This window comes from Saccharothrix australiensis, from assembly GCF_003634935.1.
GTDB lineage: Bacteria > Actinomycetota > Actinomycetes > Mycobacteriales > Pseudonocardiaceae > Actinosynnema > Actinosynnema australiense.
Map to the genome: position 1 here is coordinate 4,854,751 of NZ_RBXO01000001.1, position 19,967 is coordinate 4,874,717.

Consider the following 19,967-nt stretch of genomic DNA (forward strand, 5'->3'; position numbering starts at 1 on the left):
CGGACCTCTCCCCCGGTCACCGCGGCGGCTTCCGGAACAGGGACGCGACGTCCCGGTCGAACCGCTCGGGCAGGTCACGCAGCACCCGCAGCAGGTCCGCCGCCAGCGCCCTGGCCTCGTCGGCGCGGAACACCCCGGCCTGGTAGCCGAGGACGCCGGTCCAGCCGCCGTCCTCGGGCACGACGGTCAGCGTCACCGGGTGGTGCGTCCGCTCCCGGAACCGGGTGGCGGTGACGGTCAGCCCCGGCGCGGGTTCGCGCAGCCGCGCCGGGTCGACGGGGTAGTTCTCGAACACGACGAGGCTGTCGAACAGGCGCTCACGCCCGGCCTGCTCCGCCAGGTCGGCCAGTGCGACGTGCTGGTGCTCGGCCATCGCCTGCCGCCGCGCCTGCGCGTCCACCAGGGAGCGCGCGACGGTGCCGTCGAACCGGACCCGCACCGGCACGGTGTTCGCCAGCAACCCGATGATCTCCTCGACGCCCTCGACGTCGGAGTCCCGCCCGGCGACCATCGCGCCGAAGCACACGTCGTCGCGCCCGGACCGCTCGGCGAGCACGGCCGCCCACGCGCCCTGGAGCACCGTGTTCGGGGTCAGCCCGTGCCGCGCGGCGGCCCGCGTGAGCGCGGCGACCTCCGCCGGCTCGACCCGCAGCAGCACCGGCTCCGCCGCGCCGACGGTCCGCGCCCGCCCGGCGGTCAGGTAGTCGCCCTCGGGCAGCCCGGCCAGTTCGGCGCGCCACGCCCGCAGGTCGGCGGCCCGGTCGCGCCCGGCCAGCCAGTGCAGGTGGCGGGCGAACGGGACGGGCGCGGGCAGCGCCCGGTCGACCGCCTCGCCGCGCGCCGACGCGGTGTACAGGGCGAACAGCTCCGCGAGGATGCGCGGCGCCGACCACCCGTCGGACAGCACGTGGTGGCTGGTCAGCACGAGTTCGTGCCGGTCGGGCCCGTGCCGCAGGACGGTCAGCCGCAGCGGCGGCCCGACCGCCAGGTCGAACGGCTCGGCGAGGTCGTCGGCCAGCGCCCGCGCCACGTCGTCCGCGCCGGACACGTCGGCGACCCGGAACCCCGGCTCGGGGTCGACCGGGACGACCTGCACGGGGTGGGACGGCGGGAACACCGCGCCCAGGTTCGGGTGCCGCCGCAGCAGCGCCCCGCCCGCCGCGCGCAGCGCGTCGACGTCGAGCGCGCCGGACAGCGAGAACGCCGCCTGCACGGTGTAGGGGTCGTCGCCTCCCGACCGCGCGTGCCGCACCATGAGGTCCTGCAACGGTGTCAGCGGCAGCACGTCGGCCACCGCGTGCGCCCGCTCCAGCGCGTCGATCGCGGCCTGGTCCAGGCCGGACAGCGGCACGTCGGACGGGGTGAGGCCCGCCTCGTCCAGCGCGTAGGGGTCCTCGGCGACGCGCGTGGCGGCCCGGCGGAAGCACTCGGCCAGCTCGGCGACCTCCTCCTCGGTGAACAGCGCGGACGGCCAGGTGAACCGGATGCCCAGCGCCTCGCCGTCGCCGTCGTCGCGCGCCAGGGCGTTGATCATCAGCGCGTGCGGCAGCGGCAGGTCGTCGCCGCCGCCCGAGCCCAGCGGGTCCGCGTCGGGCGGCGCCTGCCACGCCGTCGCGGTCGGCGGGAGCGCGGCGAACCGCCCGAGGTAGTTCCAGGCGACCTCCGGTCGGCGGCCCGGCGCGTCGGCGCCGAGGATGCCGTGGCCGAGCCCGTCGCCCGCGGCGCGCAACTGCTCCTTGACCGCCTTCAGCGCCGCCGGCACGCCCGCGTCGGGCACCCGGACGCGCGCGGGGTGCACGGCGGTGAACCAGCCGACGGTCTGCGACAGGTCCACCGGGCCGGACCGGTCGGGCGCGTGCCGCGGCCGGCCGTGCCCCTCCAGGGCGACCAGCAGGTCCGGCGCGCCGCCGCGCCACACGGCCACCGCCTCGGCGAGCGCGGTGAGCAGCACGGTGTCCGGGGTGGTGCGGTAGGCGGCGGGCAGCGTGGTGAGCAGGGTCCGCGTGGTCGCGGGGTCCAGCCGGACCTGGTGGTGGACGGCCGTGGCGGCGGTGTCGCGCACCGGGTCCAGCGGGGTCCGCGCCAGCGGTGTCACGGGCGCGGCGGCCACCTCGCGCCAGTGCGGCAGCTCGGCGCGCCGGTGCGGCACGGCCGCGCGCAGCGCGCGGGCCCAGCCGAGGAACGACTCGCCGTGCCGGGGCAACGCCGGCACGGCGGGGCGGCCGTCCGCGTCGACGGTGGCGGTGTCGTGGCAGTGCGCGAGGTCGTCGAGCAGGATGCGCCACGACACCGCGTCGACCACGATGTGGTGCGCCACCAGGACCAGCCGGCCGAGGCGGTCCGGTCCGGCGTCGACCCACACCGCCCGCAGCAGCGGCCCCGCCCTGAGGTCCATGCGGGCGCGTGCGTCGGCCACGTGCGCGTCGACCAGGGCGCGCAGGTCGTCGGACCCGGTCGCGCGCACGTGGGTCAGCACGTCGCCGCCGGTCACCGCGCCCACCCCGGGCACGCGCAGCACCGGTTCGCCCGCGTCGGCGTCGGCCAGGTGGGCGCGCAGGACGTCGTGCCGGGCCAGCACGGCGTCGAGCACCGCGCGCCAGGTCGCCGCCGCACCGCCCGCGGGCACGCAGACCTCCACCCACTGGCAGAAGCCGTCGGCGGGCGCGCCGGCCGCCGCGCACCGGTCCAGCAGGTCGCGCATGACCGGGGTGAGCGGCGCGTCGCCGGTCGCGGGCGCGGCCCCGGTCCCGGTCCCGTCGAGGCCGCCGCAGCGCGCGGCGATGCCGGCGACGGTGCCGCCCTCGAACACGTCGCGCGCGGTCAGGCTCAGCCCCGCGCGCCGCGCGCGGGACACCACCCGCAGCGACACGATGCTGTCGCCGCCGACGTCGAGGAACGCGTCGTCGAGGTGGACGTCGGCGGAGCCGAGCACCTCGCGGAACACGGCGAGCAGCACGGCCTCCGCCCGCGTGGCCGGCTCCCGCGCCGGCGCGCCGGACCCGGTCTCCGGCGCGGGCAGCGCGGCCCGGTCCAGCTTCCCGGACGGGCCGAGCGGCAGCCGGTCGAGCGCCACGAACGCCGTCGGCACCATGTGGTCGGGCAGCTCCGCCGCCAGGTGCGCGCGCAGCGACACCGGGTCCGGTTCGTCCGCGCCGTCGGCGGGGATCACGTAGCCGACGAGCCTGCGGTCGCCCGGCCGGTCCTCTCGGACCACCACGGCGCACGCCCGCACGGCGGGGTGCCGGGTCAACACCGTCTCGATCTCGGCCAGCTCGACGCGGAACCCGCGGATCTTGACCTGGTGGTCGGCGCGGCCGAGGAACACCAGTTGGCCGTCGGGCCGCCACCGCACCAGGTCTCCGGTGCGGTACATGCGGTCGCCGGGCGGGCCGAACGGGTCGGCGACGAACCGCTCGGCGGTCAGCCCCGGCCGGTTGAGGTACCCGCGGGCGACCTTGGGACCCGCCAGGTACAGCTCGCCGACCACGCCGACGCCGACCGGCAGCAGGCCGCCGTCCAGCACGTACGCGCGCACCTCCGGGTCCGGCCTGCCGATCGGCAGCGGTCCGGGGTCGTCGGGCTCGTACCGCCAGGTCACCGAGTTGATCGTGACCTCGGTCGGGCCGTAGGCGTTGAACAGGGCGCGGCGGTCGCCCCAGCGGCGCGCCAGCTCCGGGTCGAGCCGCTCCGCGCCGACGACGAAGAACACGTCCGGGTCGACGGCGAGGTCGTCGGGCACGGCGGCCAGGAACGACGGCAGCAGGTTCAGGCCGGTGACCCGGTGCCGGGTGACGTAGTCCAGCAGCTCGTCGCCGGGCACGCGCGCCTCGTCCGGCGCGACCACGCACGTGCCGCCGGACAGCAGGGGCAGCATGAACTGCCAGAACGCCACGTCGAAGCTGGTCGACGCGAAGTGCAGGTACCGCTCGCCGGTCCCGATGCCGACGACGTCCTCCTGTAGCGAGATCAGGCTGGGCACGCCGCGGTGGGTCACCGCGACGCCCTTCGGCCTGCCGGTCGTGCCGGAGGTGTAGATGACGTAGGCCAGCGAGTCCTCGGTGAGGCCGCGGCGGGCGTCGGCGGGGTCGGCGTCCCACGCCGCCGGGCCGGCGGACGCCGACGGGTCGTCCAGCCGCAGCACCGGCAGGTCGCGCCCGGCCACCACGTCCGCCGCGCCACCGGTGACCACGGCCGCCGCCGGCGCGACGTCGTCGAGCATGAACGCCAACCGGTCGCGCGGGTAGTCCGGGTCCAGCGGCACGTACACCGCGCCGGCCTTGAGCACGCCGAACAGCGCCACGACCATCTCCACGTCGCGGCCGACGAGCACCGCGACCGCGTCCTGGGGCCGCACACCGCGGTCGAGCAGGGCGTGCGCGAGGCGGTTGGCCCGCCGGTCCAGCTCCGCGTAGGTCAGCGACCGGTCGCGGCACACCACGGCCTCCGCGCCCGGTGTCCGGCGCACCCAGCCGCCGAACTCCTCCAGGCAGCCGCCGCGCGGCCGGGTCGGCTCGGGGCCCGTGCCCATGCGCAGCACCCGCGCCTGCTCCTCGTCGTCCAGCGCCCGCAGCCGGGCGACCGGCCGGTCCGGGTCGGCGACGATCCCGTGGAGCAGGGTGCGCAGCCGGCGGCCGTAGTCGCGGACGGTCGCCTCGTCGAAGGCGTGCGGCTGGTAGCCGAGGCCGATGACGATCTCGTCCTCGGGGATGACGATCACGGTGAGCGGGTAGTGCGTGGCGTCGGTGATGTCCACCCCGACCAGGTCCAGGCCGGGCGCGAGCGGCGTGCGCCGCCTGCTGGAGAGGGGGAAGTTCTCCATCACCAGCATCGTGTCGAACAGCTCGCCCACGCCGACCGCGCGCTGGATGTCCGGCAGCCCGACGTGGTGGTGCTCCGACAGCGCGACGCTCTCCTCGTGCACGCGGTCCAGCAGCCGGGCCGCCGTCTCGCCGGGGTCGTGCCGGACCCGCACCGGGATCGTGCCGCCGAGCTGGCCGATCATCGACTCGACGCCGTCGACCTCGGCGGGCCGGCCGGACACCGGGCAGCCGAACACGACGTCGCGCCGCCCGGTGAGCCTGCCCAGCAGCACGCCCCAGGCGGTCTGGAGCACCGTCGTCGGCGTGATGCCGCGCTCGCGGGCGAACGCGCGCAGCCGCTCGCTGAACGCCGCGCCCAGGCCGATCGTGACCCGTTCGGGGCGGTCGACGGCGGACGCCGCGCCCGCCGGCGCGAGCCGGGTGCCCTCGTCGACGCCGGCCAGCGCGTCCCGCCAGGCGGCCAGCGCGGCGTCGTGGTCGCGGGCGGCCAGCCAGCGGTGGTACTCCGACAGCGGCGGCGCGACCGGCGCGACCGGCCCACCGCCCAGCTCGGCGTAGATCGCGAGGAGCGTGCGGCCCACCAGCGGCATCGACCAGCCGTCCAGCAGCGCGTGGTGGTTGGTGATGACCAGGCGGTGCTCGTCCGCGCCCAGGGTGCACAGCAGGAAGCGGATCAGCGGCGGCCGGGCGGGGTGGAACGGCCGCTCCAGGTCGGCGCGGCAGTGGCCGGTCAGCCGCTCGTCGCGCCGGTCCGGTTCGTGCGCCGACAGGTCGACGTGCCGCCAGTCGAGGGTGACGTCCGCGGGCACGACCTGGACGACGTCGCCCGCCGCCGTGGTGTGCAGGTGGACGCGCAGCGCCGGGTGCCTGCGCAGCAGCTCGGCGGTGGCCGCCCGCATCCGGTCGGCGTCCAGCTCGCCGCGCAGCAGCGTCACCGCCTGGACGATGTAGACGTCGGTGTCCTCGTCGCCGCGCACCAGGCTGTGGAAGGACAGGCCGACCTGCAACGGCGTCGCGGGCAGGACGTCGGCGACGCGACCGCCGCGCTCGACGGCGTCGATCGCGGCCTGGTCGAGGTGCACCAGGGGCAGGTCGGACGGGGTGAGCCCGCCGCCGTCCGGCCCGATGCGCGCGGCGTGCGCGGCCAGCGCCTCCAGGGCGGTCGCCCAGGCGCGCTGGAGCGCGGCCACGGCGTCGGGCGGCAGCACCTCGCGGGCGGCGGTCCACTCGACCGCGATGCGGGGCGCGTCGCCCTCGTGCACGAACGCGTTGAGCGCCAGCACCTGCTCCAGCGCCTTGGCCGCCGGCTCCACCACGGAGAACGCGTCGTGCTCGGGCAGCCGCCAGCCGGCGCCCGGCAGCGGCGCGAACCGGCCCAGGTAGTTCAGCAGGACGTCGGGCGGCGGCACGGCGGCGAACTCCGCGCGGGTCACCGGGTCCAGGTGGCGCAGCACGCCGTAGCCGATGCCGCCGTCGGGCACGGCGCGCCGGGCCTCCTTGGCGGCGCGCAGCAGCCGTCCGGCGGCGTCGCCGCCCGCCAGCGCGTCGGCCAGGTCGGCGTCGGCGCGCACGGCGTCGGCCGGCACGCGCACGGGGTGCTCGCTGGTGAACCAGCCGACCGTGCGGGACAGGTCGGCGTCGGGCGCGAGCTGCTCGCGGCCGTGCCCCTCCACGGTGACCGTCACGCCGTCGGCGACGTCGTGCCGCCACTGGCGCAGCGCCAGCACGAGCGCGGCCAGCAGCACCTCGTCCACGCCCGCGCGGTAGGCCGCCGGCAGCGCCGTGAGCACCGCGTCGGTCACCTCCGGGGACGCGGTGGTGGTGGACCGGTCGGCGGTGGCCACCGTGTCCACCGCCTGGTCCAGCGCCCGGCCGCCCAGGCGGGTGTCGTCCAGGACGCCGCGCCAGAAGTCCAGCTCGCCCCGGCGGGCACCGGTCGCGCCCTGCTCGGCGAGCAGGGTCGCGTGCCGCCGCCACGACGTCCCGACCGGCGGGAGCGCGCCGCCCGAACAGGCCGTGCGCAGGTCGGGCAGCAGGACCCGCCACGACACGCCGTCGACCACCAGGTGGTGCACGACCACGACGAGGCGGTCCGGCACGCCCGGCGCGGTGCGCACCGCGGCCACCCGCACCACGTCGCCGGCCGCGGGGTCGAGGGAGGCCGCCAAGCGCCCGGCGACGGCCGCGATTTCTTCCTCCGCGACCTCTTCCGCCGTGACCTCTTCCTCAGCGACCTCTTCCGCCGTGACCTCTTCCTCAGCGCCCTCCCCCGCGTTCACCCCGGGGTGCTCCCCCGCCGCGATCCCGTTCACCGCCCCGTGCTCAGCCCGGCTCGCGGACCCGTCCCCGGACCCGCTGACGGACCCGCCGGCGGACCGGCTCACGACCTCGCTCACGACCCGCCCGGCCGGCACCGCGCCGCGCGGGCGCACCACCAGCTCGCCGTCGGCGACCACCAGGCGCAGCGCGTCGTGCCGGTCCAGCACCGCGGCCACGCCCGCGAGCAGGTTGCCCAGCGGCAGCTCCTCGTCCACGCGCACCGCCGTCCACTGCGCGTACCCCGCGATGGCGCCCACGTCGGGGTTCGCGTCGAACAGCGCCCGCACGATCGGCGGCGCGGGCACGACGCCCGTCGGGTCGTCCGCCACCGGCGCGGGGCCGTCGTCGACCAGCCTGCCCGCCGCCGCGAGCGACGCGAGGCTGCGCCGCGCCAGCAGGTCGCGCGGCCGCAGCTCCAGGCCGTGCGCCCGGAGCCTGCTGCTGACGCTGATCGCGGTGATGCTGTCACCGCCCAGGGCGAAGAAGTCGTCGTCCACGCCGACGTGCTCCGCGCCCATCACCTCGGCGACCGTCGCGCACAGCAGGCGTTCCCGCTCGGTGCCCGGCGCGCGGCCCGCGCCCGTCACCCTCGGCGCGGGCAGGGCGGCGCGGTCCAGCTTGCCGTTGACCGTGACCGGCAGCTCGTCCAGCAGGACCACCACGGCGGGCACCAGGTGGTCGGGCACCCGTTCGGCCAGCGCCGCCCGCACCGCGTCCGGCGTGAGCGCCGCGCCCGCCGCCGGCACGACGTAGCCGACCAGGCGGTGCGCCCCCGTGCCCGCGTGCACCGCCGCTGCGGCGGCGCTCACCCCGGCGACCGCGCCCAGCGCCGCCTCGACCTCGCCGACCTCCACCCGGTGGCCGCGGATCTTGACCTGCCCGTCGTGCCGCCCCAGGAACTCCAGGCCACGGCCGGGCACCCAGCGCGCCAGGTCGCCGGTGCGGTACATCCGCTCGCCGCCGCCCGCGAACGGGTCGGCCACGAACCGCTCGGCCGTGAGGCCGGGCCGGTCGAGGTAGCCGCGCGCCAGGTGCGGACCGGCCAGGTACAGCTCGCCGCGCTCGCCGTGCGGCACCGGCTGGAGCGCGTTGTCCAGCAGGTACACCCGCGTGCCCGACACCGGGAAGCCGATCGTCGGCGCGTCGCCCTCGACGCGGGCGCCGGTGCTGTCCACGGCGGCCTCGGTCGGCCCGTACATGTTGCGGGCGGCCACCCCGGACGCGGCGACCCGCCGCCACAGCGCGGGCGGCGCGGCCTCCCCGCCCAGCACGAGCAGCGCGGGCCGGTGCGGGCCGGTCAGCAGGCCCGCCTCCAGCAGCGGGGCCATCATCGACGGCGTGGTGTCCACGACGTCGATGCGGTCGCGCGCGAAGGTCGCCGCCAGCGCTTCGGCGTCCCGCGCCAGGTCGGCGTCGTAGAGGTGCAGCTCGTGCCCGAGCAGCAGCCACGACAGCTGGTCGAGGGCGGAGTCGAAGGCGAACGAGTAGGTGTGCGCGACGCGCAGCCGACGACCGGCCGCCCGTTCCGCCTCGGCGGCGGTCACCGCCCGGTGGTGGTGCAGCAGCCGCGCGAACCCGTCGGCCCGGCCCAGCACCCCCTTGGGGCGTCCCGTCGAGCCGGAAGTGTGGATCACGTACGCCAGGTGCTCGGGGTGGCGCGGCGCGGCCAGTTCGGCGTCGGACAGCGGCCCGTCGGGCAGGGCGGCCAGCTCCGCGCGCGTGCCGGGGTCGTCCAGCGCGATGCGCCGGACCCCGGCGGGCACGGCGTCGGCCGTCGCGCCGGTGCACAGCGCGAGCACCGCGCCCGCGTCGGCCACGAGTTCGCGCAGCCGCTCCGGCGGGTGCTCCACGTCCAGCGGCAGGAATGCCGCACCGGCGACCCGCACCGCCGCCAGCGCCACCACCAGGTCGGCCTCGCGGGGCAGCGCGAGCGCCACCACGTCGTCCGGCCCCGCGCCCGCCGCCCGCAGCGCGCGGGCCAGGCGGCGCGCCCGCGCGCCGAGGTCGCGCCCGGTCAGCCGGTCCGCGCCGGCGACCAGCACGACGTCGTCCGGGCGGTGCGCGACCAGGTCGTCCAGCAGGGCGGGCAGGTCCCGCGGCTCGCCGGGCGGCGCGGGCGTCGCCCACTCCGCCAGCCGCCGCGCGCGCTCGTCCGGCCCCACCAGGTCGACGCCGCCGATCATCGGCTCGTCCGGGCCGGTCAGCGTGGTCAGCAGGGTGCGCAGGGCGGTCAGCTTGCGCTCCACCGCGGCCTGGTCGTGGGTGCGCGCGTCGACCTCGAACCCCAGCAGCAGGCCGCCGTCGCGGGTCGGCAGGACGCTCAGCCCCATGTCCTCCGGCGGTCCGCCCGCGACGTTGCGCATGACGCCGGTCGCGCCCGCGAAGTCGATGGCCAGGTCGAACGCCTTGAGGTTGATCCCCCGGCCGTGCAGCAGCGCGCCCGCGCCGGGCACGGCCAGGTCGCGCGGCAGGTTCTCGCCGCGGTAGCGCTGGTGGGCGCGCATCTCGCGCATCAGGCCGGCCACCCGCGTGCTCAGCTCGCCCAGCCGGTCGCCGCCGCGCACCTCGACCCGCAGCGGCAGGACGTTCACCGCCATGCTCGGCGTGCGCAGCGCCACGCCCGTGCGGCACATCAGCGGCAGGGCGAACACGACGTCCGTGTGCCCCAGCATCCGGTGCAGGAAAGCGGCGTAGCAGGCGATCAGCACCTCGCCCCAGGTGACGCGCTCCCGTTCGGCGACGGCGCGCAGCCGCTCCACCTCGTCGGCGGGCACCACGGCGCGCGCGGTGAGCGTGCGGTCCGGCGGGCCCGCCGAGTCCGGTGCGTCGTCCAGCTCGGGCAGCGCGGCGAACCGCTCGCGCCAGTAGCGCCGGTCCTGCTCGGACCGCTCGCTCGCCAGGTAGTCGCGGTCGGCGGCGACCAGGTCCGCGAACCGGCCGAAGGTCGACGGCGGCGGTGGCGTGCCGGTCGCCAGGGCCGTGTGGTGCGCGGCGGTGCGGCGGGCCAGCATCGCGGCGGTGTAGCCGTCGAACACCAGGTGGTGGCCGAGCTGGGTGTACCAGACCTCGCGGTCGGACAGGCGGATGACGGTGGTCGAGTACAGCTCGCGGTCCACCATCGCCCGGCACGCCTCGGCGGTGCGCGCCCGTTCGGCCTCCACGAGGGCCTGCGCCGCGGCGGCGGGGTCGGGCTCGCCGCTGACGTCCACGATGCCGGGCAGCGCCACCGGCTCGTCGGAGACGACCTGGCGCGGGCCGTCGGGTGTGTCGAACACCCGCAGCCGCAGGCTCTCCGCCTCCTCGACGGTGGCCTGGACGGCGCGGGCGACCAGGGCGGCGTCCACGGGTTCCGCACCGGTGATCTCCACGACGTCGCCGACGACGTAGTACGGCGAGTCCGGCTCCAGCCGCTGCGCGTTCCAGATGCCCAACTGCGCGCTGGTCAGGTCGAGGACCTCCTCGACCGGTGGCGCGGCGGTGCGGTGCTGGACGTGGGCAGTGCTCAACTCGCCCTCCTGGGAGTACTCGGTCGTCGTGCCGCGGCTAGGGCTCGGGCACGAGCGTGGGTGGGAGACGGCGTGGCGGGAGGCGGCGTAGTGGGAGGCGGCGTAGCGGGGGACGACGTGGGTGGAACGACGTGGCGCGGAACGGTCCGCCGGGTCGGCCCGGCCCCGACCCGCCCGACCCGGACAGGCCCGACTCGAACAGGCCCGGCAGAGATCGGCCCGGCCCGAACCCGCTCGACCCGGACCGGGCCGGCTCGACCCGGCCTGCCGCGGTCGGAAGCCACCCGGACCGGGCCTGCGCGCGGGGACCTGAGCCGGATCTCCCCGACCCGGACCGGCCGGGCGCACGGCCACCCGCCGCGGACCGGCGGCCCGCCCGCCCGGCCCGGACCGCGCCACGCGCCGCCGGGACGTGCGGCGCGGCCGGCTGCGTCCTCATGTGCGCCGCACCTCCCTGGCCAGCAGCCAGATCAGGTAGCACCCGCCGATCGCCGTGCTCACCACGCCCACCGGCAGCGCCACGGGCGCGAGCAGCACCTGCGCGAGCAGGTCCGCCCCCTGGAGCAGCAGCGCCCCGGTCAGCGCGGCGGGCAACAGCGGGATGCCGGGCGCGCGGGCCAGCCGACGCCCGATCTGCGGCGCGGCCAGCGCGATGAACGCGATCGGGCCGGCCACGGCGGTCACGGTCGCGGTGCAGCCGACGCCGATCAGCACCAGCTGGAGGCGCAGCCGCTCCACCCGCACACCGGTCGTGACCGCGACGGCCGTGCCCAGCGCCGCCTGGTGCAACGCCCGCGACAGCAGGGCCAGCAGCACGAACAGCACGGCGATGACCGCGAACGGGATGCCCAGGTCGCCCCAGCCGACGCCGTTGAGGGAGCCCGCGCTCCACCCGACGGCGGCGATCGCGACCTCCAGCTCGGCCCGCAGCACGATCCACGAGTTCAGCGCGGTCAGGATGGCGTTGACGGCGATGCCGATCACCACCAGCCGCAGGCCGGACAGCCCGCCGCCCAGCGACAGCAGGTACACCGCCGCCGCGGCGAGCACGCCGCCCACCACCGAGCCCACCGTCAACTGCGCGGACGTGCCGGCCAGCAGGGTGATCACGGCCAGCGCGCCGGTGTACGCGCCCGCGTCGAGGCCGATGATGTCCGGGCTGCCCATCGGGTTGCGGGTGACGTTCTGGAAGATCGCACCCGCCACGCCGAGCGCCGCGCCGAACACCAGGCCGGCGAGCACGCGCGGGAGCCGCCACTCGCGGATCACCACGTTCGCGCCGCCGCGCGCGCCGCCGAGCGCCTCGACCACCTTCGCCGGGCTCGCCCACGTCGCGCCGTGGCACAGGCCGAGCAGGGCCAGGCCGGCCAGCACCGGGACCAGCACGGCGAGCAGCACCAGCGTCCGCCGCCCGACCCGGACGGAGAGGCCGCCGCGGCGGAGCACGACCGCGTTCACAGCGCCGCCTCCCCGTACCGCCGGACCGCCCAGATCAGCACCGGGCCGCCGAGGAACGCGGTCACGATGGCGACCGGCACCTCGCCGGTGGGCAGCAGGACCCGCGACCCGATGTCGGACACCAGCAGCAGGATCGGCCCGAGCACGGCCGCGTAGGCGAGCAGCCACGGCACCGACGCGCCCGCCGCGCGGCGCGCGAGGTGCGGCACGATCAGGCCGACGAACAGGATCGGACCGGCCACGGCCGTCGCCGCGCCGGCCAGCACGGTGATCAGCAGCAGGGTCAGCCCGCGGACCACGGCGACGTTCGCGCCCAGCGTGTGCGCCACGGCCTCGCCGAGTGCCACCGCGTCGAGCTGCCTGCCCAGCAGCAGCGCGCCGACCAGGGCCACCGCGATCACCAGCAGCGGCAGGCCCATCGCGGACTGCTCGCGGCCGGCCAGCGAGCCGACCGACCAGAACCGGAACTGGTCGAACACGTCGGGCAGCAGCAGGCGCAGCCCCAGCGTCACGCCCGCGAGCACCGAGCTGAGCGCCACGCCGGTGAGCACGAGCCGCAGCGGCGACCGGCGGCCGACCGCGTAGACCAGCGCGACCGCCGCCACCGCGCCGACCGCCGCGAGGCCGAGTTCGGCGGCGGCGGAACCGGCGAAGCCGAGCGCCGAGCCGACGGCGATCGCGAACCCGGAACCCGCGGTGACGCCCAGCACGCCGGGCTCGGCCAGCGGGTTGCGCGACAGCACCTGGATCAGCACGCCCGCCACGGCGAGCGCGGCGCCCGCGCCCGCGGCCAGCAGCGCGCGCGGCGCCCGGATGTCCCACACCACCACGTGGTCGCTGGACGCGTCGCGGTCCAGCAGGGCGCGCACGACCTCCGCGGGCGGGATCGCGTGCGCGCCGACCCCGATGCTGACGACCGCCACCCCGGCCAGCAGGACGAGCGCGGCGGCCAGCAGGGCCACCCGCCCGCCCTGCCGCCGACGGGTGGCCGTCACCGGTTCAGCAGCGGTGCGAACGCCTGGTCGACCGCGTCCAGCGTGGTCATGGCCGCCCGGTAGGTCGCGGCCTCGGTGTAGCGGAACGCGTAGGTCCGCCCCGCCTTGACCGCGGGCAGGTTCTTCCACAGCTCCGAGTCCAGGACGTACTTCACCGGTGCGGGCGGCGTGCCGTCGGGGTTGACCGAGTAGGTGATGGCGTCGGCCTCGCCGAACGCCGTCGTCAGCTCCTCGATCGACGGGTACTCGCTGACGTCCTTCGAGCCGCCGCCCTTGACCTTGACCTCGCCGTAGTAGTTCGCGCCGACGTCCTGGGCGATGTTGGTGCCCCACGAGCCGTTGAACTCGCGCTGGAAGTTGCCCTTGGCGACCTCGCCGTACGCGCCCACGTGCCCGAGCTTGAGCCGCGGCAGCACGGCGGCGTACTTCTCGGCGATCTTGGCCGCCTTGTCCTGGTAGGTGGCGCGGACGGAGTCGAACTGCGCCAGCGCGCCCGCCGCGTCGGCCTGCTTGCGGGACAGGTCGCGCCAGGCCGACGGGATCGACGGGCCGATCGCCACGACGGGCGCGACGGCCTCCAGCCGCTTGAGGTCGATGTCGGCCAGCACGGGCTTGGGCACGCCGATGACGATCAGGTCCGGCTCGGCCTGGGCGATGGCCTCGTAGTTGGTCTCGGTCGCCAGCTCGCCGGCCACCTTGGGCAGCTGGTCGTACTTGGCCCGGTCCTCGGGCCCCATCAGCGGCAGCCCGCGCTGCCAGGTGGAGATGCCCACCAGCGGCGCGCCCGCCTCCAGCAGCGCGGGCACCGCGTACCCGGTGGCGACCACGCGCTCGGGCTTGGCGGGGATCGTGATGTCGCCGTTGTCGGCCTTGAAGACCCTGGTCTGGGCGGACTCGGCGGGCGGCTGCTCGGTGCCGCCGGAGCCGCAGCCCGCGACGAGGGCGAACGCGAGCGCGAACGCGCCGGCGAATCTGGAGGTGCGGGCGATGGACATGGGTGTTCCTCGGGATCTGCTCGTGCAGGCGGCGGTCATCGTGCGTGCGGAAGGTCAGTGGTCGTGCTCGTCGTGCTCGTGATCGTGGTGCTCGTGCTCGTGGTCGTCGTCGAAGTCGGCGACGCCGCGCTTCCAGTAGCCGGTGATGTCGTGGTCGTCCTTGGCCAGGCGCAGCTCGTCGCGCACCCAGCGGCGCAGCGGCTTGATCGCGCCCGCCTCGCCCGCGACCCACACGTAGACGCGTTCGCCCTCGGGGACGGACACCGCGCGCACGGCGTCGGCCAGCAGGTCGCCGGTGCCGGGCGGCGCGTCGCCGCGGTGCAGCCAGCGCACCTCGACGTGCTCGGGCGCGGACAGCGGGATCTCCTCCGCCGCGTCGGCGACCTCGATGAACGCCCAGCCGCGCGCGGTGCGGGGCAGCTCCTCCAGCCACCGCGCGATGGCGGGCAGCGCGGTGAGGTCGCCCGCGAGCAGGTAGCGGTCGTAGTGGTGCGGCACGATCAGCCCGCCGGGCGGGCCGGCGACGTGCGCGACCGCGCCCGGTTCGACCGCGCGCGCCCAGTCCGCGCCCAGCCCGCCGTCGTGCAGGGCGATGTCGATGTCGAGTTCGCCGGTCGCCGGGTCGTAGCGGCGCACGGTGTACTCGCGGGACGTCGGCGACGGCCGCGGCCAGCGCAGCATGTCGCCGTCCTGCTCGGGCAGGCGCAGCGTGCCGTCCGGTTCGGGGAAGATCAGCTTGACGTGCTCGTCCGGCGAGTGCGCCTCGAAGCCCGCCGTGCCGGGTCCGCCCAGGGTGATCCGCACCAGGCCGGAGCCGACCTGCTCCGTCCGCACCACCTCGGTGGTGCGGATGCGGATCGGGTAGGGCACCTTCTCCGCGCTGCGGCCGGCGCGGACCTCGGCGATGCGCTCCAGGTGGCGGTGCCGGTGGTCGACGCGGCTCACGAGTCCGCTCCCAGCAGCGCGGTCCAGTGCCCGAGGCTGGGCTGCTCGGCCAGGTCCGCGAACTCCAGGCCGGTCGCGCCGGCGGCGCGCCAGCGCTCGACCAGGCTCATGATGCGCATCGAGTCGAGACCGAGGTCCTGGAGGTCGGCGTCGGGCGCGAGGTCGGCGGGGTCGCACCCGAGCAGCTCCGCGACGTCGGCGCGGACCCGCTCGGCGGGCAGTGACGGTGTGGTGCTCATAGCGGTGCTCCAGCGGCGATCGGGGCCGACAGCGCGGCCAGCGCGTCGGCGGTGGTGGTGACGGCGCCGCAGCGCTGCGCGACGTACTCGCACGCCTGGTCGTGCCGTTCGCGGGAGAAGTCGGCGACCGCGTCGCACACCAGGAACGGGCGGACGTCGCGCATGAACGCCTCGACGGCCGTGGCCTGGCAGCCGATGTGGGCGTAGACGCCGGTGATCAGCAGCTGGTCGCGGCCGAGCGCGGCGAGCTGCTCGGCGAACGTGCTGCGCTGGAACGCACTGTAGCGCCACTTGGCCAGCACGGTGTCCCCCGGTTCGGGGGCCAGGTCGGCGACGATGTCCGCGGCGCGCGGGTCGGCGTCGATGACCGCGCCGATGCCCTGCCCCCAGAACTCGGTGAGCAGGCCGCGGTCCGCGGCGTCCTGGTGCCCCGGCTGCGCCGTGTAGAACACGGGCGCCCCCTGCGCGCGCGCCGCCGAGGCGAGCGCGGCGATGTTCGCCGTCATCTCGTCGACGGGCGCGCCCTGGTAGGGGGCCAGGAAGTAGCGCTGCACGTCGTGGATCAGCAGCGCCGCCCTGGTCGGGTCTGGCCGCCAGTCCACCCGGCCCGCCGGTAGTTCCGCGGCGGTGGGCAGCGGGTAGGGCTGGATCTTCGGCAGGGACACTCGTCACCCCTTCTTCCGCGCCAGGGCGGACAGCGCCGCCCGCAGCTCGCGCTTGCTGGTCTTGCCCACCCCGGTCACGGGGAACTCCTCGACCACCTGCACCAGGTCCGGCACCTTGAACGCCGCGACCCCGCGTTCCCGGACGAACCGGCGCAGCTCCGCGCCGCTGGGCGCGGCGCCCGCGGCGGGCACGACGTAGGCGCAGGTCCGTTCGCCCAGGTACTCGTCGGGCACCGCGACGACGGCCGCGTCGAGCACGTCGGGGTGGGCCATCAGGTGGTTCTCGACCTCCTCGGCGGCGACCTTCTCACCACCGCGGTTGATCTGCTCCTTGGCGCGGCCGACGACCTCCAGGTGGCCGGTCGGCGTGCGCCGCACGAGGTCGCCGGTCCGGTAGAAGCCGTCCGGGGTGAACGCGGTGGCGTTGTGCTCGGCGGCCCGGTAGTAGCCGCGGATCGTGTACGGGCCGCGGGTGAGCAGCGCGCCGACCTCGCCCGGCGGCACCTCGGCGTCCGACGGCGCGGCCGGGTCGTCGGGGTCGACGACGCGGATCTCGTCGTCCAGCGAGATCGGCCTGCCCTGCGTGCCCAGCACGACGTCGTCGGGGTCGTCCAGGCGGGTGTAGCAGACCAGCCCCTCGGCCATGCCGAACACCTGCTGCAACCGGCAGCCCAGCGCGGGGCCGATCCGCTCGGCCAGCTCCCGGCCGCACTTCGCGCCGCCGACCAGCAGGACCTCCAGGGAGGACAGGTCGTGGGCGGTGCGCGCGGCGGCCTGCACCCAGGCCGCCGCGAGCGGCGGCACGACGCCGGTGATCGTCACGCGCTCGGATTCGATGAGCCGGAACGCGGTGTCCGCGTCGGGTCGTGGCGCGAGCACCGCCGCCGCGCCCGCGTGCAGCGCGCCCAGCACGCCGGGCGAGCTGAGCGGGTAGTTGTGCGCCACCGGCAACGCCGCCAGGTACACGCTGTCCGGGCGCAGCGCGCAGATGCGGGCGCTCTCGCGGACGCTGTAGAGGTAGTCGTCGTGGGTGCGCGGGATGAGCTTGGGCAGGCCGGTGCTGCCGCCGGACAGCTGGAGGAACGCCACGCCCGCCGGGTCCGGGTCGGGCAGCTCGCGCGGCCAGGTCGCCGCCAGGTGGTCGAACTCGGCGGAGCCGACGACCAGCACCTGCCGCACCGAGGCCACGTCGCCCGCGACGGCCCGCGCCGTGCCCGCGTGGTCGTGCCGCTCGTGCCGGTCGACGGTGACGATCGCGACGGCCTCGCTCTGCTCGGCGAAGTGCCTCAGCTCGCTGTGCCGGTGCGCGGGCAGCGCGAACACCGGCCACGCGCCCGCCCGCCACAGCCCGAACACCACGGGCAGGAACTCGGGCACGTTCGGCAGCTGCACCACGACCCGGTCGCCGGGGCGCACCCCGGACTCCACCAGGCCGGCGGCGATCCGGTGCGCCCGGTCGTCCAGCTCGGCGTACGTCCAGCGGGTGGTGGTGCCGTCGCGCTCGCCGACGACGGCGGGGCGGTCGGCGTGCGCGGCGGCGAGCGCGGTCAGCAGCGCGCCGAACGTCTGCCCGCGCCAGTGCCCGGCCGCGCGGTAGCGGGCCGCGACCTCCGGCGGCCAGGCCACGTGGTCGGCGGTCACGCGACGCCCTCCAGGCCGAGGGCGCGGAGCAGGGTGCGGAACTTGGCGCTGGTCTCGGCCAGCTCCGCCGCCGGGTCGGAACCCGCGACGACGCCCGCGCCGGCGAACAGGCGCACCGTCCGGTCGCACACCTCGGCGCTGCGGATGGTGACCACCCACTCGCCGTCGCCGGCGAGGTCGGTCCAGCCGACCAGGCCCGCGTAGTAGCCGCGGTCGACCGGCTCCAGCTCGGCGATCGCGGACGTGGCCCGCTCGGCGGGCACCCCGCACACCGCGGGCGTCGGGTGCAGCGCCTCGGCCAGCGCCAGCGCCGACACCGCCGGGTCGGCGGGGTCCGCGAGCCGACCGGTGACGCGCGTGGACAGGTGCCACATGGTGGGCGTGCCGACGACCACGGGTTCGGGTGACGCCTCCAGGTCGACGCAGAAGCGGCCCAGCACCTCGGCGACCTGCCCCGCGACGTGGGCGTGCTCCGCACGGTCCTTCGCCGAGGCGAGCAGCGCCGCGACGCGCCTGCGGTTCTCCTCCTCGTCCGCGACCCTCGGCAGCGAGCCGGCCAGCGGGTTGGCGACCACCGCCGGGCCGCGCCGGGAGACCAGCAGCTCCGGGCTCGCGCCGACGAGCGTGCGCGGCGCGGGGTCGCCGGGCGCGCTGACGTCGACCGCGAACGCGTGCGCGGCCGGGTCCAGCAGCACCAAGCGGGCCAGCAGCGAGGGCACCGGCACCGGCGCGTCCGCGACCAGTTCGAGGGAGCGGGCGAGCACGACCTTGTCCAGTTCGCCCGTTTTGATCAGCTCCAGCGCCCGGCGCACGCCGTCGACGTAGCCGGCGGGTTCGGGCCGGTGCGCGATCGACCACGCGCCCGCGTCCCACGGCGGCGCGGGCGGGTGCTCGGCGGTCGCCGTCGGCGCGCCGGACCGCCGCACCACGGCGGGCACGACCAGGCTGGCCTCCGAGTCCGGGCGGAACCCGATGGCGCCGACCACCACCGGCTCGTCGACCCCGCTCACCGCCGCGGCCTCCAGCGCCTCCGCCGCCGCGCCCGCGCGCGTGCCGTGCCCGGCCCGGACGGTCGCGTGCACGCCGTCCGCCAGCAGCGCTCCGCGAGCCGAGGAGTAGTAGAACGACCCCGGCAGGTAGGCGGCCAGCAGGTCGGCGGCCCGGTGCACGGGTCGCGGGCGGACCAGAGCAGATGGCGACACGTCAGGATTCCCTTTCACTGAAAGCGGGAAAACGCTTACCGGCCATTCGGCCGAGCGGATCCCGCGATGTGGAGGGCGGCACCGGCGGCAAGCCGCTTGCTTCGGTTAGCCTAACCTCATGATTCGGGCGACGGAAGGTCTTCCGCCCCCGACCGGCGGAATCACGCGCGAAGAGTGGCTCCGCCGTCCACGAACAGGTTCTGCATGGTGATGTGCCGCGCGCGGTCGGACACCAGGAACAGCACGGCCTCGGCGATGTCGACCGGGTCGGCGATGCGACCCAGCGGGATGCCGACCCGGAACTGGTCGGGGTCGCCCTCGATCACCCTGGCCGCGCCCCGGTCGTCCGTCCACAGCAGACGCTGCATCGAGGTGTCGGTCGAGCCCGGCGACACGACGTTGCAGCGGATGCCGGAACCGGCCAGTTCCAGCCCCAGGCAGCGGGTCAGCATCGTCGCGGCGGCCTTCGACGCCGCGTAGGCCGCCATGCCGGTGCGCGGCACGCCCGCCGCGTTCGAGCCGACGGTGACCAGCGCACCGCTGCCGCGCGGCACCATCCGCCGCGCCACCTCGCGCAGCACGTGGAAGACGCCGTTGGTGTTCACCGCGAAGGTGGCCGCCCAGTCCTCGTCGGTGGTGTCGCAGACCGAACCGGGCCGCAGGACGCCTGCCACCGAGACGCCGATCCCGATCGGACCGAGGTCGCGCTCCACCTCGGCCACGACGCGCGCGACCGCCGCGGGGTCGGCGACGTCGACGACGTGGGGCACGACCTTCCCCTCCAGGCCCGACAGGCCCTCGGCGTCCACGTCCAGCGCGGCCACCGTCGCGCCCGCCCGGACCAACTCGTCCACGACGGCCGCTCCGATGCCGCGGGCGGCTCCGGTCACCAAGGCGACCTTGCCCTCGATCCCCGCACCCCAGTGCTCCAACGAGGTCACTCCACACCCCCTCCACGGCCGAAACTTTACTTAGCCTTACCTAAGCTGATGTCCCGTGTCCAGCCTCCGAACGGCGGCTCGGGGTGGGTGATCCGGATCATGGCGACAAACCCCGCACAATATGCGCACCCGAGGCAAGTCCAGTGTGGATGGCAAGCGGACAAAACGGCCCGCCTTCACTTTTCACACTGCTCCGCTCAGTCCATTGTGGAGCGTGCGGCCCGGTTTCGCGAGATCAGCG

Annotated in this window: 10 protein-coding genes; all 10 read right to left on the reverse strand. The window is 76.4% G+C overall.

Annotated elements, in window-relative coordinates:
• Nucleotides 1-16: 16 nt before the first annotated feature.
• Nucleotides 17-10,645: a non-ribosomal peptide synthetase gene (locus C8E97_RS20660; protein ID WP_246019047.1), complete on the reverse strand. Its 10,629-nt coding sequence runs from the start codon at nt 10,643-10,645 to the stop codon at nt 17-19.
• A 435-nt stretch (nt 10,646-11,080) separates the two neighbouring features.
• Nucleotides 11,081-12,103, reverse strand: a complete 1,023-nt coding sequence (locus tag C8E97_RS20665; RefSeq protein WP_121007181.1) for a FecCD family ABC transporter permease — start codon at nt 12,101-12,103, stop codon at nt 11,081-11,083.
• On the reverse strand, nt 12,100-13,098 hold the full coding sequence (locus C8E97_RS20670; protein WP_121007182.1) for a FecCD family ABC transporter permease: 999 nt from the start codon (nt 13,096-13,098) through the stop codon (nt 12,100-12,102). Before C8E97_RS20670 ends, C8E97_RS20665 begins: the two co-directional genes overlap by 4 nt.
• Entirely contained in the window at nt 13,095-14,093 is a 999-nt protein-coding gene (locus C8E97_RS20675; RefSeq protein ID WP_121007183.1) for an ABC transporter substrate-binding protein, read from the reverse strand. The genes C8E97_RS20670 and C8E97_RS20675 overlap by 4 nt, the downstream gene beginning before the upstream one ends.
• Before the next feature lie 54 nt (nt 14,094-14,147).
• Nucleotides 14,148-15,038, reverse strand: a complete 891-nt coding sequence (locus tag C8E97_RS20680; RefSeq protein WP_121007184.1) for a siderophore-interacting protein — start codon at nt 15,036-15,038, stop codon at nt 14,148-14,150.
• Nucleotides 15,035-15,277, reverse strand: coding sequence for a phosphopantetheine-binding protein (locus C8E97_RS20685; RefSeq protein WP_121007185.1), 243 nt, complete (start codon nt 15,275-15,277; stop codon nt 15,035-15,037). The genes C8E97_RS20680 and C8E97_RS20685 overlap by 4 nt, the downstream gene beginning before the upstream one ends.
• Nucleotides 15,274-15,942 carry an isochorismatase family protein gene (locus C8E97_RS20690; protein WP_121007186.1) on the reverse strand — a complete coding sequence of 223 codons (669 nt, stop codon included), beginning with the start codon at nt 15,940-15,942 and terminating at the stop codon, nt 15,274-15,276. The genes C8E97_RS20685 and C8E97_RS20690 overlap by 4 nt, the downstream gene beginning before the upstream one ends.
• A gap of 3 nt (nt 15,943-15,945) precedes the next feature.
• Entirely contained in the window at nt 15,946-17,583 is a 1,638-nt protein-coding gene (locus tag C8E97_RS20695) for a (2,3-dihydroxybenzoyl)adenylate synthase (protein WP_121007187.1), read from the reverse strand.
• A complete protein-coding gene (locus tag C8E97_RS20700) occupies nt 17,580-18,785 on the reverse strand; it encodes an isochorismate synthase (RefSeq protein WP_121007188.1) in 1,206 nt (401 codons plus the stop codon). The genes C8E97_RS20695 and C8E97_RS20700 overlap by 4 nt, the downstream gene beginning before the upstream one ends.
• A 161-nt stretch (nt 18,786-18,946) precedes the next feature.
• On the reverse strand, nt 18,947-19,726 hold the full coding sequence (locus C8E97_RS20705; protein WP_246019048.1) for a 2,3-dihydro-2,3-dihydroxybenzoate dehydrogenase: 780 nt from the start codon (nt 19,724-19,726) through the stop codon (nt 18,947-18,949).
• Nucleotides 19,727-19,967: the final 241 nt, after the last annotated feature.